12 protein-coding genes are annotated in these 17,181 nt (G+C 52.4%); 10 read left to right on the forward strand and 2 right to left on the reverse strand.

The features are described 5' to 3' along the window. Positions 1-167 (forward strand): integrase core domain-containing protein (locus AACY50_RS26320; protein ID WP_339466725.1); only part of this gene is annotated, 167 nt, incomplete at its 5' end. A gap of 136 nt (positions 168-303) precedes the next feature. On the opposite strand, the gene AACY50_RS26325 is transcribed toward AACY50_RS26320, so the two are convergent. Continuing rightward, the gene (locus AACY50_RS26325; protein WP_339482024.1) at positions 304-795 is read right to left on the reverse strand and encodes a MarR family winged helix-turn-helix transcriptional regulator; all 492 of its coding nucleotides are present in this window, start codon (positions 793-795) and stop codon (positions 304-306) included. Between the two features lie 50 nt (positions 796-845). Here AACY50_RS26325 and AACY50_RS26330 point away from each other — a divergent pair, with 50 nt between their 5' ends. Further along, entirely contained in the window at positions 846-2,360 is a 1,515-nt protein-coding gene (locus AACY50_RS26330) for an FAD-dependent oxidoreductase (RefSeq protein ID WP_339507727.1), read from the forward strand. On the opposite strand, the gene AACY50_RS26335 is transcribed toward AACY50_RS26330, so the two are convergent. Then, entirely contained in the window at positions 2,319-2,993 is a 675-nt protein-coding gene (locus AACY50_RS26335) for a TetR/AcrR family transcriptional regulator (protein ID WP_339507726.1), read from the reverse strand. The two genes, AACY50_RS26330 and AACY50_RS26335, sit on opposite strands and share 42 nt — an antisense overlap. Positions 2,994-3,113: 120 nt before the next feature. Between AACY50_RS26335 and AACY50_RS26340 the strand changes: the two genes are divergently transcribed. The 8 genes from AACY50_RS26340 to AACY50_RS26375 all read left to right on the forward strand — a co-directional run bounded on the left by AACY50_RS26340 (position 3,114) and on the right by AACY50_RS26375 (position 17,131). Then, positions 3,114-4,316, forward strand: a complete 1,203-nt coding sequence (locus tag AACY50_RS26340; RefSeq protein ID WP_339507725.1) for an efflux RND transporter periplasmic adaptor subunit — start codon at positions 3,114-3,116, stop codon at positions 4,314-4,316. A 13-nt stretch (positions 4,317-4,329) separates the two neighbouring features. Then, positions 4,330-7,485 carry an efflux RND transporter permease subunit gene (locus AACY50_RS26345; protein ID WP_339507724.1) on the forward strand — a complete coding sequence of 1,052 codons (3,156 nt, stop codon included), beginning with the start codon at positions 4,330-4,332 and terminating at the stop codon, positions 7,483-7,485. A gap of 846 nt (positions 7,486-8,331) precedes the next feature. Then, complete coding sequence (locus AACY50_RS26350) at positions 8,332-10,194, forward strand: DUF1302 domain-containing protein (RefSeq protein ID WP_339539537.1); 1,863 nt, start codon at positions 8,332-8,334, stop codon at positions 10,192-10,194. A gap of 15 nt (positions 10,195-10,209) precedes the next feature. Next, positions 10,210-11,571, forward strand: coding sequence for a DUF1329 domain-containing protein (locus tag AACY50_RS26355; RefSeq protein ID WP_445261504.1), 1,362 nt, complete (start codon positions 10,210-10,212; stop codon positions 11,569-11,571). Between the two features lie 313 nt (positions 11,572-11,884). Continuing rightward, on the forward strand, positions 11,885-13,543 hold the full coding sequence (locus AACY50_RS26360) for a thiamine pyrophosphate-binding protein (RefSeq protein WP_339508515.1): 1,659 nt from the start codon (positions 11,885-11,887) through the stop codon (positions 13,541-13,543). A 158-nt stretch (positions 13,544-13,701) separates the two neighbouring features. Further along, positions 13,702-14,328: a cupin domain-containing protein gene (locus tag AACY50_RS26365; protein WP_339508513.1), complete on the forward strand. Its 627-nt coding sequence runs from the start codon at positions 13,702-13,704 to the stop codon at positions 14,326-14,328. Between the two features lie 288 nt (positions 14,329-14,616). After that, the gene (locus tag AACY50_RS26370; protein WP_339508511.1) at positions 14,617-15,594 is read left to right on the forward strand and encodes a hypothetical protein; all 978 of its coding nucleotides are present in this window, start codon (positions 14,617-14,619) and stop codon (positions 15,592-15,594) included. Positions 15,595-15,754: 160 nt separating this feature from the next. Beyond that, a complete protein-coding gene (locus tag AACY50_RS26375) occupies positions 15,755-17,131 on the forward strand; it encodes a spinster family MFS transporter (RefSeq protein ID WP_339508509.1) in 1,377 nt (458 codons plus the stop codon). The last annotated feature ends 50 nt before the right edge of the window (positions 17,132-17,181 follow it).

Here is a 17,181-nt window from a genome sequence, read left to right on the forward strand (position 1 = left end):
AGACGATTAAGCGAGATTACGTGGCGCACATGCCCAAGCCGGATCGAGAAACGGCGTTGCGTAACTTGGCAATTGCCTTCGAGCACTACAACGAGCAGCATCCACACAGCGCCTTGAACTATCGCTCACCGAGGGAGTTCAGGCGCTTAGCGGCAGCATCAATTTAACGGGGAGTTGGTGTCCGGTTTGGTAGGGGCAAGTCCAAACAGTTATCGCACAAAATTATTTTTTGAGCGGTGACTCAAGACTGTAATGGATTAACTCTCAATGATCATGATGTCGACGGCCCAACCCTATCGTTAGTCAATTTTTTTGAGCCATCCGGTGATCTTTTTTGATGTCATCGGCGAACCTTCCCATAAGACGAACTAGATCTGAAACATCTCGCTCTTTCCACGTTGCAAAAATAGACAGTCCAATTCTCTCTCGAGCCTCATCGACGCGATCAGTCATTGCCTTGCCTCCTTTGGTAACAACGGCCTCACGGACCCGGCGGTCATGCTTGCCTTGCTTGCGGTCGACTAATCCAAGGTCCTCCAGCTTTGAAACTTGGCGACTGACAGTGGTGTAATCGCGTCCGACGCGGTCAGCAAGGTCGACTATGCCAATGGGTCCCAGCCGCTCCACCAGGACCAGCAGCGGGAACAGGGCGCCATCTAAAGAAATACCGGCTTCTCGCACCATCGCCTCATCACGCTGAGGGCGATTCATCACACCTACGATCTCTAGCAACGCTCCGTGAAGCTCTCGAAGCTGAGCGCTAATATGTGTATTTTGCACTTTTTTTGTTGACACAGCACTTTACTCCTCCAAGTATGTGCATAGTGCACTTAATCGGGGGCGTTATGAAAGAGCAATTTGCAGTAGATGTTTTGATTTGCGGCGCGGGAGCTGCTGGTCTGATGCTTGCAATCGATCTAGCGAGGAGGGGAATATCATTTCGTCTGATCGAGAAAGCGGCGCAGCCGTTCCACGGATCCCGCGGCAAGGGTATTCAGCCTAGAACTCAGGAAATATTCGAGGACATCGGTATCCTCGATCGAATTGTTGCCGCTGGAGGCGTCTATCCGCCTGAGCGGCTATACCACAACGACGGTAGCTACAGCGACGCTGATGTAATGGAACGCGGGAAGCCAACCTCGGCCGAACCTTATCATTTGCCTTTGATGGTGCCGCAATTTTTAACCGAGCGGGTGATGCGTGAGCGCCTGATGGAACTGGGGCAGATACCGGAATTTTCCTGCGAGTTGGTCGATTTCGTGCAGGACGCTGACGGTGTGACAGCGCAACTGGCAGGCAAGGGCGGCGAAGAAACGCTGCGTGTGCGATGGTTGGTAGGTGCAGATGGTGGCCGCAGTCTCGTGCGTCATTCTTTAGGTATTGGCTTTCCAGGCAAGACTCTAGGCGTCCGTGCCTTGGTGGTCGATGCGGTGATAACGGGTTTATCGCGTGATTATTGGCACCGATTCAACGATGGCGATATGACTCGGCAGATCTCGTTATGCCCGCTGGCTGGTACTCACTTGTTTCAAATACAGGGGCCGGTTCCTCTCGAGGGTGATATTGAACTTACCGCAGAGGCGTTGACGACTTTGGTGGCGCAGCGCACGGGACGCGATGACATTCAGGTTCAATCGCTGTCCTGGACTTCGCTCTATACGATGAATGCCCGGCTTGCCGATCACTACCGTATGGATCGAGTATTCCTCGTGGGGGATGCGGCGCATATTCATCCGCCCACAGGGGGGCAGGGCCTCAATACCAGCGTGCAGGATGCCTATAACCTGGGCTGGAAGCTGGCTGCAGTTATCCAGGGAGCACCAGAAGCGTTGCTTGACAGTTATGAGCAGGAGCGACGGCCGGTGGCGGCGTCAATGCTGGGCCTGGCGACCCGACTGCTCGAGGCCCAGAAGCATGGCAATATGCGCCGTGGCCGCGAGGTGCACCAACTCGATATCGGCTATCCCGAGTCCACGTTGTCCCAGGAACAGCCTGAGCGACTTGACGGTTTGTCAGCGGGCGATCGAGCCCCCGATGCGCCGATCAGCGGAGCAGCCGGACATCCTTCGCGGTTGTTCAATCTTTATAAAGGCCCCCATTGGACTTTGCTGGGTTATGGCTTGGATCGCGACGCTGTGCTGTCTCGTGCAGGACTGCATATCCATACTTTCGGCCCCCATGGCGATGTCATTGATGAACAAGGGCACTTTTATGAAGCGTATGAGCCGGCCACGGGCGATTGGATATTGGTGCGCCCTGATGGCTACGTCGGGGCGATCGTTACACATGAAAACCTACACGCTTTGGAACGTTATCTCTTACAGGTAGGACTCGGTGTTCCTGGAGCTTTTAATGGCTAGCCCTACTGCTGATGTTTCTGTCGCCTGGTGTGAGGTGGCATAAGCGGCAAGAAATGTCTTCACGGCTCGCTCAACAGAACCTTTAATCTCTGACTTCGTGAGTTTTTCTTTTATGCCCAGCATCAGTGGTGTAACGGTTTCACACTCAAGTAGCGCGGTGAGTTGAGCGGCTGCCAGTAGCGGATCCGATCGTCTGAGGTTTCCCAGGGTCATTTGTCTCTCGAGAAACTCGGCTGTTCTCTTTATTCCTACCTTGGGCCCCAGTTCATGAAAGCGCTTTCCGATAGTGCTTCGTCCGGACTCGGCGATGATGGCTCGTCGTGTCTGGATTCGCGTCGCTGAGCACAGGAACTCCAATACGTGCTCGCCACTGACCTGCAAGGTCTCTTGCAGGTCTTCAACCTCTTTGTCCAGTGTCGCGAAGACGGGCTCAAACTCTTTCACGGCTTCCTCATTCATGGCGGCCACAAATAACTCTTCCTTGGAGCTGAAGTAGCCATACAACGTGGCTTTTGACCCGCCCACCAAGGCAGCAATCTCTCCCATCGAGGCGCCTTCAAAGCCTGCACCCTGAAAGACCTGGGAGGCAGCTGCAAGGATAGCTTCACGCTTCTCTTCTGTTTTGACTCTCATAGCGGAATCTCTTTTTCTAAACCAATGCGTTCAGTATTGCTTGACTTGGAACGCATCGTCAAATAACTATACCGTACCGTTTAGTTATTGTTTGCGTCTTCCTACTTTTGGAGCTTCGTCATGCGCAAAGCAGTTCTTTTACCATCCGTCGCTGTCGTGGCGATTTCCTGCCTCATCAGTGCGTGCGGCAAACCCCCGATAGGCCCTCCACCTGCAGCCGGGACGCCGGTTGTGGGTGTGATTACGGTCAAAAAGCAGCCGGTTGAGTTGAGTACAGAGCTACCGGGTCGCACTGTGCCTTACTTAGTCGCCGACGTCCGTCCGCAGGTGAATGGGATCATCAAGGCTCGGAACTTTCGCGAAGGAAGTGACGTAAAGGCTGGGCAGACGCTCTATGAAATTGATCCTGCGCCCTACCAAGCAGCCTACAACAGCAATGTCGCAGCGCTGGCCAAGGCCCAGGCAAGTCTTAGAACCGCTCAGCTAAAATCTGATCGTTACAAGGAACTGATCATCATCAATGCGGTGAGTCAGCAGGAGTACGACGACGCCGTCGCCAACCTGGGCGAGATAAAGGCAGATGTCGCAGCAGCGAAGGCCAATGTGGAAACCAGTCGTATCAACCTGGCTTATGCCCACGTGGACGCGCCGATATCTGGACGCGTAGGGCGGTCAGCCGTGACTCCCGGCGCGCTGGTGACCGCTAGTCAGGCCACAGCAATGGCTACGATTCAGCAACTCGACCCCATCTACGTAGACGTAACGCAATCCAGTGCGGCGCTGCTCAACCTCAAAGAATCCCTTGCAAAGGGGGAGATCCAGAAAGTCGGAGCTAACGCCGCAAAGGTAGCGCTGGTGCTGGAGAATGGTCGTACTTACCCCCTGGAGGGACGGTTGGAATTCTCTGACGTAACCGTGAATCAGGATACTGGCGCAATCACCCTGCGTGCGGTGTTTCCAAATCCCAATGCGGACCTGTTGCCGGGTATGTATGTACGGGCTGTTATGCAAATAGGGATAAAAGAGCAGGGGGTGTTAGTACCGCAACAAGCTGTCAGTCGAGACAGCACTGGTAAACCGACAGTTTATATTGTGGGGGCCGGCAATAAGCTGGAGCGTCGCGTATTAGAAACCGACCGCGCCATTGGTGATCAGTGGTTGATTCGTAGCGGTTTGCAGGCAGGTGACCAACTGGTTGTGGACGGCCAGCAACGCGCTGCGCCTGGCTTAGAGGTCGAGGTAACGCCATGGACCCCAGGGCAGCCCACGCGCTCATACACTGCCGATCTTTCTGCAGTGAAACCATCCGCTGAAAATCAATAGGAAGCAGACGAAAATGGCGCGCTTTTTTATTGATCGTCCGATCTTCGCATGGGTCCTTGCCATCATTGTGATGCTGGCGGGTCTTATCTCCGTCCTGACATTACCTATCGCACAATATCCAGCCATTGCGCCACCTGCCGTGGCAATTGTCGCGACCTATCCTGGTGCTTCAGCTAAAACACTGGAGGATACAGTTACCCAAGTTATCGAACAGAAGATGAAGGGGTTGGATCGGCTGAGTTACATGGCTTCGACCAGTGAGTCCTCAGGCACCGTCACCATCACGCTGACATTCGAGAACGGGACCAATCCAGACACAGCCCAAGTACAGGTGCAGAATAAATTGGCGCTCGCCACGCCGTTGTTGCCGCAAGAGGTACAGCAGCAAGGCGTATCTGTCAGTAAATCGGCCAGCAACTACCTTAACGTTCTGGCTTTTACATCAGAAGATGGAAGCATGAACGGTTCCGATCTGTCGGACTACGTGGCGGCGAATGTCCAGGAAGCCATCAGTCGTGTTGAGGGCGTCGGCGATACGACCTTGTTCGGATCGCAACACGCCATGCGGATTTGGCTCAACCCCGATGAGCTCACCAGCTTCAGTCTGACGCCGGTGGACGTTAAAACTGCCATTCAGGCGCAAAACGTTCAGGTGTCTGCAGGCCAGTTGGGTGGCCTGCCAGCAGCGAGCAACCAACAGCTTAATGCGACGATCACCGCGCAAACCCGTATGCGAACGGCCGAGGAGTTCGAGAACATCGTGTTGCGCACTCTGACCGATGGTTCGAGAGTGCGTTTGCGCGACGTTGCCCGTATCGAACTGGGCAGCGAGACCTACAACACGATAGGTCGCTATAACGGAAAGCCTGCGGCTGGATTGGCGATTAAGTTGGCCACCGGTGCCAATGCGCTGGATACCGTCAAAGCTATTGATGCGCGCCTGGCGCAGCTGGAAGCGTTCTTTCCCGAAGGAATGAAGGTGCACAAACCCTATGACACCACACCCTTCGTGCGCATCTCGATTGAAGAGGTCGTGCGTACGTTAGTCGAGGCGGTGGTGCTGGTGTTTCTGGTCATGTATCTGTTTATGCAGAACCTTCGCGCCACCTTGATCCCGACCATCGCGGTGCCGGTAGTGCTCTTGGGTACTTTTGGGGTCCTGGCTGTTTGCGGCTTCACGATCAATACCTTGACCATGTTTGCCATGGTGCTTGCCATCGGACTTCTGGTGGATGACGCAATTGTTGTCGTTGAAAACGTCGAACGGGTCATGAGCGATGAGGGTTTGCCGCCCAGGGAAGCGACGCGCAAGTCGATGGATCAGATCACCGGTGCATTGGTCGGAGTCGCGCTGGTATTGGCTGCTGTGTTCGTCCCCATGGCGTTCTTCAGCGGTTCGAGTGGCGTTATTTACCGCCAGTTTTCCATCACCATTGTCTCAGCGATGTCGTTGTCGGTACTTGCCGCATTGGTCCTCACCCCAGCCTTGTGCGCGACGATGCTCAAACCGGCTGCGCAAGGGCATACGTTGGCCACCCGCGGTTTTTTTGGCTGGTTCAACCGTACTTTTGAACGAGGCAATCTCCGTTACCAGGGCGTCGTCAGCCACATGCTGAACAAGGGTTGGCGGTACATGCTGGTTTATGCGGTGGTTGTAGCGTTGGTGGTTTTCGTCTTCATGAAGTTGCCGGTCGGTTTTTTACCGAACGAGGACCAGGGGACGCTTTTCACCAATATGCAATTGCCGCCAGGTGCCACTAGGGCGCGAACGGACGAGATTATCAAGCAAGTTGAACATCACTTCCTGGTCGATCAAAAAGATGCGGTAGAAGGCGTGTTCTCCGTGTCAGGCTTCAGTTTCGCGGGCAGTGGCCAAAATATGGGCTTCGCTTTTGTTCAACTCAAACCCTGGGACGAGCGCACGGGGCCTGGCCTGAGTGTCACCGATGTCGCGGCCAAGGCTGGCGCCTTTTTCAACACCATTAGGGACGCCAGGATCTTCGCCTTTGCGCCGCCCGCCGTCTCGGAGCTAGGTAACGCAACGGGGTTCGATCTGATGCTTAAGGACGAAGCAAACCTCGGCCATGCAGCTATGATGCAGGCTCGTAATCAGTTGCTGGGCATACTCACCAAGGATCAGCGCTTGGTCGCTGTACGGCCTAATGGTCTTGAAGATATGCCAGATTACCGATTGCAGGTTGATACCTTCAAAGCCGGTGCTCTCGGTATTTCCATGGCCGATATTAACAACACTATTTCCGCAGCCTGGGGCAGCAATTACGTCAACGACTTCATCGACCAGGGGCGTGTCAAAAAAGTGATGCTGCAGGGTGACGACCGTTTCCGAATGCTCCCCACGGATATTGACCGGTGGTACGTACGGAACAACGCTGGGACCATGGTTCCGTTTACTTCATTTGCGACTGCAACCTGGGCAACCAGTTCACCGAGACTGGAACGCTACAATGGCGTGCCGTCGATTGAAATCCTTGGCATGGCTTTTCCGGGGCGAGCATCAAGCGGCGAAGCAATGGCTATTGTCGAGGCCGCAATCGCGCAGTTGCCCCCCGGTATAGGCTATGAATGGACGGGGCTGTCGCGACAGGAAAAAGCCTCAAGTGGCCAGACGGGAATCTTGTATGGGTTGTCGATTCTGATTGTGTTTCTTTCACTTGCAGCGTTGTACGAGAGTTGGGCGGTCCCGTTTTCGGTGATTCTGGTTATTCCTTTGGGAGTATTCGGCGTCTTGGCGGGTGCGGTCCTGACATGGAAGTTTAACGACATTTACTTCCAGGTCGGATTGCTCACTACCATCGGGCTCGCCTGTAAAAATGCCATCCTCATCGTAGAGTTTGCCAAGGATCTTCACGAAGAGGGCAAGGATCTGCTAGACGCTACGATGGAAGCTGTGCGTATGCGCTTGCGCCCTATCCTGATGACATCGCTTGCGTTCATTCTCGGCGTGCTGCCATTGGTCTTGGGCAGCGGGGCTGGTGCTGGAGCCCAGCATGCGCTTGGCACGGCCGTTATTGGTGGGATGTTGTCGGGAACCATTTTTGCAGTGTTTTTTGTACCCCTGTTCTTCGTGCTCATCATGCGGAAGTTCAATGCCGGGGTGAGCCGATCGCGTCTAACGTCGCCCGACTCGTCGGCGGCTCCGACAGCCTAGCAGGGGGAGTGATATGTACCGTTTTACTTCTCACGTGCGGCGCTGTGCACAAACCCTATTGCTGCGCTTGGCGGTGGTCGGATTCATTGGTGGATGCAGCATGACTCCTGGCTATGAACAACCTGAGGAGCCTGTAGCCGCAGGCTTTTCTTATTATGTTTCAAGCGGCATCAGCACTTTTCCGGCTTCCGCAGTCAGTGGGTGTGGGCGCGTTTGCTGCTGAGAAGCGCGATGTTGAATGTTGAGTCACGCAGTGATTCTTGAAAGTCATCGTCATCTGCCGCGCCATTTTTCTTCCTAAGAAACGCTCGACTGTTGGCTCATTTCCCAAGTGGAAATGAGCCAACGTGACCTTATGGAGAGCGCTGTTTCTGTGGTCTGGATCGCGTGCATTTTGCGACTGAATGGTCACCAATAATTCGGAAGGTGCGAGGGGAGCAAGGAGAGCAAAATTTCTCGGAAATGTACTTGTAATTTGAATTTGAAGTAAGTAGATTCCAGATTGAGGCCCAGCCAAAGAGAAGCAGAATGAGCGTTGTCTAAAGGCATTTGATCGCAGATTCAAGCCAAGTCCCGCAGACAGATTTACGGGCAACTCATGTGCGTTTTGACGTTCGTTGGTTCATCTCGTGGGGCAATCACGAGACGCCATCAGAATCAAAACCTGCAGGTTGATGTGCTCAGGGTTTGAAAGCAGGCATCCGGTTCGAGTGAGTCGTGGTTCTGTTTTTTTAGAACATCTATGAGGTGTCTCCGTTGCGCTGTAGATAGCCTAACAGCAGGTTAGGCCGTGTCAGAAAAAAACTGTGTAGTACCAAAAATAAAAATAAAAAAGAGTGAATACATATGAAAAAAACAATACCTATTCCCAAGGTTGGTCGGCATTTGCTGTTGCTTGGGTTTATGAACATTGTAGGCACCTCCGTCTCGGCTGCGCAATTCAGTGTCGGCGAGATAGAAGGCAACTTTGATTCGACATTGACATTGGGTGGAAGTTGGTCGCTACAAAACCCGGACGCTAATCTACTGAGAAATCGTGGCACCGACGATGGGCGGCGAAACTTCAAAAAAGGTGAAAATTTTTCTACGATCTTCAAGGGTGTTCATGACCTGGAATTGAAATATGAAGATGGTGGCGTATTTGTTCGTGGCAAGTATTGGTACGACTTTAAACTCACCGACGACTCTCTACGCTATAAAGATATTAACAATAGTCACAGGGATACCGGTAGTCGGTCTTCCGGGGCTGAGGTGCTGGATGCTTTCATCTATCACAACTATCAAATAGGCGAACTGCCGGGCAGCGTGCGTCTTGGCAGGCAGGTTCTCAGTTGGGGGGAAGGTACCTTTATAACGGGCGGACTCAATGTTATTAACCCTGTCAACGTTGCCGCCATCCGACGTCCCGGCTCCGAGATCAAGGAAGGGTTGATACCCGTTAATCTGCTGTATGTTTCGCAAAATCTGACGGACGAAGTATCGCTTGATACGTTTTATCAGTTGCAGTGGGAAAAGACCGTTATTGACAACTGCGCTACCTTCTTCTCGCAAGTGGATGGGCTTGCCCATGGATGCAATGGTCAACCGGTAGGTCCTGATCTCACAACGAATGCGGCAGCGCGAGCGGCGTTGATACCGCTGGGCATCGATCTGTCCTCTGAGGGTATTATCGTGCCGCGTTCTGATGATAAAGAACCTAAAAACAACGGCCAGTGGGGGGCCGCGCTGCGTTGGCTGGTTCCGGAGATAAACAGTGAATTTGCTGGCTACTTCATAAACTATCACAGCCGGCAGTCCTATTTGGGTGTGACCAGTGGACCGCACGCAACAGATTCGGGGTTTGCTGGTGCACTTTGCGGAAATCTTGGAATCCCAGCCGGGGGTTGTAATAATTTCCTGTCCAGTGCTGCGGGTGGTTCGCTTGTTCAAGCGTATCGACTAGGCAGCAGCAAGTACTTTGTTGAGTATCCGGAAAATATTCAGCTTTATGGGATCAGCTTTAATACAAGCCTCCCTTCCGGTACGAGTTTGGCAGGTGAACTCAGCTATCGACCTAATATGCCTTTGCAAGTCAACGCCGTGGATCTCATCTTGGCTCCCACGGGTGTTGCGATTGCAAGCCCGCTGATTTCCTCCGGTGACGTGGCAATAGCCAACAATCAAGATTTGAAAGGCTACCGACGTAAGGAGGTCACCCAAGCTCAGCTGACAGCAACGCACTTCTTCGATCAGTTCATGGGCGCAGAGCGTCTTTCTCTCATTGGCGAAGTGGGCGTCACACACATTGGCGGGCTAGGCGGAAAAGGTGGTTTGCGTTACGGGCGAAGCAGTGCATTTGGACAAGGTGAATTATTCCCGAATAATTCAGTCTGCATCGCGCAAACTAATAGCACCACGCCCTACAACTGCACAAGTGATGGGTTCGCCACCAGTACATCCTGGGGGTACAGGGCGCGCGCCATATGGGAATACACGAATGTAATTCCAGGTGTCGAGCTGCGGCCCAGCGTTGCATGGTCCCACGATGTCAGTGGTTATGGTCCAGAACCGGGCTTTAACGAGGGTTCAAAAGCGATCAGTATCGCTCTTGATGCCTCCTACCTGAACACCTACTCAGCGAATATTTCTTATACAAACTACTTTGGTGGTGATTACAACATAAACATTGATCGCGATTTCCTGGCTGTTAACGTCGGTGTCTCTTTTTAGAGGGAGTAATTCAGCGTGAAAAAATCAATAATAATTTTAGTGTCGGCCGCATCACTTTCCACTCAGATGAGTGTGGCTGCGGTTTCTCCTGATGAAGCCAAGCAACTAACTACCACGCTCACGCCCGTCGGTGCGGAAAGGGCGGGTAATGCACAGGGAAGCATACCGAAGTGGACGGGAGGGCTGGATAAGTCTGCTGGCACGCCAAACTCTATAAATGGTGCACTTAGCGACCCATTTGAAGCTGAAAAACCACTATTTGTCATCGACTCGCAGAATGTTGGCAACTACGCTGACAAGCTTTCGCCGGGCCAGATAGCGATGTTCAAGCGTTATCCGGACACTTATCGGCTGCGTGTGTTTCCCACGCATCGTACTGCTGCGTTGCCAGATAAAATCTATGAAGCTGTAAGCCGGAACGCAGTGAATACTCGATTGGTCGCTGGCGGGAACGGTCTTGAAAATTTCGATACTGCGATCCCGTTCCCCATTCCTAAGAGTGGACTTGAGGTGGTTTGGAACCACATCACTCGTTATCGTGGAGGGAGTTACCGTCGCACCTATGTGCAGGCGACGCCATTGGCGGATGGAGTCTTCGTCCCAGTGTATTTTACTCAGCAGTTGACCTTTCGCGATCATATGAAAAATTTTGATCGGAATAACCCTGGAAACATACTGTTCTATTATAAACAACTGATTACAGCGCCGGCGCGGTTAGCGGGTGATGTTGTGCTTGTTCACGAACCCTTGGATCAAGTTAAAGAGCCGCGTTCAGCGTGGATTTACAGCGCAGGCCAGCGACGGGTCAGACGCGCTCCCCAGATTGCTTATGACGGTCCGTACCCCGCGTCCGAGGGACAGCGTACAGGTGATAATCTCGATATGTACAATGGCGCCCCTGATCGCTATGACTGGACGTTAGTGGGCAAAAAAGAAGTCTACATCCCTTACAATAACTACATGCTTGAGTCGCCCACCTTGACTTACAGCGATATCGTCAAGCCAGGTCACATTAATAGCGATTTGCTTCGTTATGAACTGCACCGTGTCTGGGTCGTAGAGGCTAACTTAAAACCAGGTGAACGCCATATATTTTCAAAGCGCGTCATGTACATCGATGAAGATACCTGGCAAATCGTGCTGGCCGATCAGTACGACTCAAGAAATACGTTGTGGCGTGTAGCGGAAGGGTACATGACACAACGCTATGACCAGCAGATTCCATGGTTGGGTCAGGAGGCAATTTATGACCTGTCCAATGGAAGATACATCATTTCGGGTATGCGCAACGAAGAGAAAAAACCTATTGAATTCAACTTCTTTTCCTCTGCTGCCGACTATACGCCCACGGCATTGCGCAACGACGGCGTGCGTTAAATCTGGAGGAGGAATTCATGTTGGGCTACCAATGATTTTGCGATGTTTTTGACCACCGCATAAATAATAACTTCCGTCATGCAGTGTTCTTAAACCATTTTTACATGTAAAACACTTGATGCAGGCTAAAGTCGCGGAATGATTTATCTATGGGCTTTTCTGCACCCGACGGCACTTTTCAATGCCGAGAAATCGAAGGTTTAAGTGTATTTACGAAAGTCTGTCTTGATGGCTCGCCGCATACTCCACTCATTCATTTAAGCAACCTCGACACTATTTATTCTCACCCACCCAAAATCGATTGAAGGTTCTAATGGAAAAAAAATCAGGAAATCGGGTTCTTGCAGAGTCACTCAAAGCCTACGGAGTTGACCATTTTTTCAACGTGCCCATGATTATTCCGCCAGGAATAAAGGAAATGACTGCTATCGGTATAAAGTCTGTCGTCACCCATTCGGAGAAGGCTGCGGTCTATATGGCCGATGGCTACGCGCGTGAATCCGGTCGTGTTGGGGTGTGCGGATCGCAAGCTATCGGCGCAACTAACCTCGCAGCCGGGTTGCTGGATGCGGTTATGGCAAAGTCTCCGATTCTTGCCATCTCGGGAGGTAGTACCCCTGATACTCGCGAGCGCAATTTTTATCAGGAGCACGACCAGCGATCAATTTTTGCTGGTTTGACGAAGTTCAGCGCTAGAGTTGAAAAGGCGCAGCGGTTACCGGATCTGCTTCAGCAAGCTTTCCGTGTGGCCACCACTGGCTCGCCAGGGCCGGTGCACCTGGAACTGGATGGCTTCTGGGGTGGTGTACTGCTGGAAGAGTTCGAGAGTGTCATGCAGCCTGACCCTCGCTATGGTTCGTGCCCGGCAATGCGTCCAACCTCAGCCCCCGAAGACATTCGCACCACCGTAACAGCACTTCGGGAAGCTAAGCGCCCGATCATTATGGTCGGCTCTGGCATCCGTGCCTCGCGTGCGCAATCAGCGGTTCTGGACTTTGCGCATTTCTCAAAAATTCCTGTCGCAACGTCTCTTGATGCGAAGGCGGTCGTTCCCGAAAGTGATGGGCTTTGTGTCGGTGTCGTAGGGGACTATTCGCGCGACACCGCAAACATTGCGGTATCCGAAGCCGACTTTGTGCTTTTCATTGGTTCGAGTACGGGCAGTATGGCCACCCGTTTGTGGACGGTTCCCACACCTGGCGTGAAGGCAGTGCAGATTGACATTGATCCGCGTGAGCTTGGTCGTAACTACCCTTTGTTAGTAGGGTTGCTGGGAGATCCGGTTGCCGTCTTAGAACAACTCAGCGCAGAGCTGGCTGGGCCTGTTGGTTCTCCTCAGTGGCTTGAGCGAATTGCAGCGTTACGCAAGCAATGGGCTGGGATGGCTGTCGAATATGAAACTTCGGATATATCCCCCATCCGGCCAGAACGGCTTTGCAGGATGTTGTCCGACTTGCTTCCAGAAGGTGCGCTTGTGGCAGTTGACACTGGGCACTCTGCAGGCTGGGCCGCTCGTAATATCTACTTGGATCGCACCGGTCAATCACTTATCCGCGCTGCCGGTTCGCTTGGCTGGTCGTTCCCAGCGTCGCTGGGTGCGAAATGCGCTAACCCTGATCGGCCGGTTGTTTGTTTCACGGGCGATGGCGCGTTCTTCTACCACATGGCTGAAATGGAGACAGCCGTTCGTTACGGCATCAATACCGTGACGGTTGTAAACAATAATCACGGCTTCAACCAAGAACGTGTTCTATGGGACGACAGTGCCGCACTGGAAAAGAATTGGAGGTTCGGTCCTACGGATTTCGCCTCTATCGCCGAGGCATTTGGCGTGAAGGCCTACCGGGTCGAAAAGACTTCTGATTTTGAAGCTGCTTTCAAGGATGCGCTGGCATGTGGTCGTCCCGCATTGATAGACGTATATACCGACCCGGCCGCTCTTGTTCCTATTCCCTGGACTCAAAATCGTTAATAGATAGATGCTTTGTTGCATTTTCGGTCGGTAGGTTAAAAAGCCAGCCACACACACACATCAGCAAATGTGCACGGAAATCAACAGTACTTATATGCAATATGCCCTGATTGCCCCGGGGATCATTTTGCCCATTAGATAATCCCGAAGGAAAAAATATGAATAACGAGAACCCTTCCCAGACCGCAGCAGATGTGTCACATGACGAGTTCACTGTCCGCCGCGTTGTGACTGGACACGATAAGAATGGCAAGTCTGTTGTTTTGGCAGACGGGGCCCCTCCCAATGTATTCTCGACGCCCGCACTGCCAGGTTACATTTCAATCGACACGTTCCGGACCTTCGAGTCGCCTGCCGTCATTGCAGGACAGCCCGCTGAAACAACGGATGGGCCTCGACGTCAATTGCCGACGCCTAACGGCACGGTGATTCGCATCAGTCATGTGCCGCCTACCAACGAGGTTTTTAAGAAGCTGGATTCTGCCACCTCCAATAATGCGTTCCAGGCGCTGGGTAATGCAGGAGGCCACACGGGAAACGCGCAGTCCAGAAATGCTCTAATGCATCGCACGGAAACGATCGACTATGTTGTCGTACTTTCAGGTGAACTTACGTTGGTGCTGGATGATTCGGAAGTTGTCTTGCGCACTGGCGACGTATTAGTGCAGTGCGGAACAAATCATGCTTGGGAAAACCGCTCAAATATCCCGGCGACTGTGATGTTCGTTCTTTTGTCTGGAGTCTATGACCCAGAACTTACTCAGCTCCTGTCTAGCGTGCCTTGAATCAAATGCCCCTCGTGAGGGGGCATTTACTCTGGTTGGAGTGCTCTTGAGAACGTAGCGTATGAGGTATGAGTCGAATAATGCTAGCCAGTAACAGCGTTTTTTTGGGAGGCTGTATGGTTGGTACATTTCTCCAAATGACCATCGTGCATGCCGAGGATGGAAAGGTGCCTAAGGTTCCAAGTTGTTCGGCATCCGCTAGTTCTGTCAGCTCAATCGAGCCGGATGTTGCTCAGGTTAATTTCTTACGGGCAGAAGAAGCCTCTGCTCAGGTCACGGGAGGCCCCAATGGTTAGCCATTACCTGAAACACTATACGATGTGCGAAGTTGCATCTTTCGATCCAAATACATTTTTGGAGAACATCGCTGTCCGCGCCGATGGATCAATGCTGGTAACTGTGGTGTTTCATCGGGCGCTCTGGTTGGTTCCAGCGGTTGGCAGCCCGCAAGCTGGTAAACCGCAATTACTTCACACTTTTGATTGCCCCGCGATGGGGGTTGTGGAAATGGAGCACGACGTCTTTTATGTATGCTCCTCCGCCCCAGGTAAAGGGATGTTGTATCGAGTTGATCTGCGTGCGTGGTCGTCTGGCGATACTTTGCAACCTGAGCTTGTGGCTACATTCCCGGCGCCAATCGGCATGTTGAATGGCAGCTGTAAGGCCAGTGAAGGTGTGATATTAATTGCCGATTGCTTTGCCGGTCTGATCTGGCGGGTGAACGTTAACCCAGATGGCAGAGTATCAGCCCCCAGCGTCTGGCTTGCACACCCAACCATGGAGCATCAACCATTAGGCCCGTTTCCTCAGCAACCCGGAGTAAACGGCGTGAAGTTTGCTGCGACCACCGGTTGGTTGTACTACACCTCGACGGCACAAGGACTCTTTATGCGCGTGGCTGTCGATCCGAACACCTTCAACGCTATCGGTGTCCCCGAGCAAGTTGCCTGCGGAATGATGGGCGATGATTTTTGCCTAGATGAAGCGGCAGGTTTCGCCTACGTGACTACCCATCGGGAAAACACGATTGACCTGATATCGCTGACGCCGGGGGGAAACGATGGAAATCGACGTAGCATCGTCGGGAATCCGTACGACGAGCGTATGACCGGTCCCTCTGCGATCGCATGGGGGCGAGGTTCGGAGGAGACGGGCGTAGTCGCTTATATAACAACAGACGGTGGTGTCATGTCGCTTAAGCCGGGTAACGTCCTCAAGCCTGCCAAAGTGTTGCGTGTTGAATTTTCTGAATTGGAATCAGAGTAGACCCGGATGGGGGGGCAGCCACCGGCGTTGAGTGGGTGGCTGCCCGGCCAAACGCTATAAATAGTATGGAACGTGCAGATTACATCAGGTGGGGCGTCAAACGCGGTCAAGGTTAAAACTCTCAGTGTTCAGATTCCAAATATAATAAGAGGAACTTCACATGTCATTCGATTCCGGCAATCATTCAGGCAGTGCCCTGTCTGAAGCAAACGCGACGCTTGATGATAGTGTGCAGAAGGCAAGTGTGGGGGTATACCCATGGTTTGTCATCGGCGTTTTAATCTTTGCCTTGACGTTATCGTTTATTGATCGTCAGATTCTCAGCTTGCTGGTCGGACCGATAAAAAGCGAACTGCAGATCAACGACACCCAAATGAGCATGCTGCAGGGATTTGCGTTTGCAATATTTTATGTGTTGCTGGCTATCCCGGTTGGACGGGCAGCAGACCACTATAATCGTAGGAATATCATTGCCATAGGCATTGGGGTCTGGAGTTTTTTCACTGCATTGTGCGGTTTCGCGAAAAATTTTGGGATCATGTTTTTGGCTCGAGTCGGTGTGGGGGCAGGGGAGAGCTCACTCATGCCAGCTAGTTACTCCTTGATTGCTGACTACTTTCCTAAAGAGCGCGTTTCCACGGCTATCAGTATTTTTCAAACCGGGGTATCACTGGGGGTCGGCCTTGCCATGTTATTTGGCGGGATGGTGGTTAACTACACAGAGAGTTTCAAAGAGGTCACGTTACCCTTAGTGGGCACTGTGTCTTCATGGCGGTTGACTTTTGTCATTGTGTCCATCCCCGGAATTCTAGCAATAATTGCCTTGATGTTTGTTAAAGAACCTAAAAGGAAAAGTCTCGAGGCGCATCACAAGACGCACTTCACGATTGCCGAAGTGTTAGCGTATATGTTCCAAAGAAAAAGACTCATCCTGTCCCATTTTTTTGGCTTTTCATTACTGGCCACCGTCAGCTCAGGGTTGATGGCCTGGAGTCCTACCTATTTTGTTCGTAGCTTTGGATGGTCTGCCGGGGACGCAGGCGTTTATCTGGGGCTGGTGGCGCTTTTTATCGGAACCACGGCAATTATTGCCGGCGGTGCCTTGGTCGATAAACTATTCAAGGCGGGCTATCGGGATGCCCCCCTGCGGATCGGTATCTTTACCGCAATCGGAATGGCCATTTTTGGTTCGGCTCTGGCGTTCTGCAACAGTGCAGGCATTGCGCAGATTGTCATGTTACCGCTGATGTTTTGCTCTTTCAGTTTTCTCGGTGTTGCTCCGGCCGCTCTGCAACTGGTCCTGCCGAATAATCTCAGGGCCCAGGTGTCGGCAATTTACATGCTGACTGCCAATTTGGTAGGCCTTGGTCTAGGGCCAACGGTCATAGCGATAGTAACCGACTATGGATACCGTAATGAGGCGATGTTGAAATATTCTCTAGCGACCACTATTCCAATTGTTGCGCTACTGGCAGCTATTGTTTTGCTCAGTGGATTCAAGGCGTATCGGGCGGAGCATCTTGTCCAGAATCCGTAATGGTTGACGGTTTGAGTTGTCGACTGCCGTGATAGACCGTCCCATTGTGC

This window comes from Pseudomonas sp. RA_15y_Pfl2_54 (assembly GCF_963971015.1).
Classification (GTDB): domain Bacteria; phylum Pseudomonadota; class Gammaproteobacteria; order Pseudomonadales; family Pseudomonadaceae; genus Aquipseudomonas; species Aquipseudomonas baetica_A.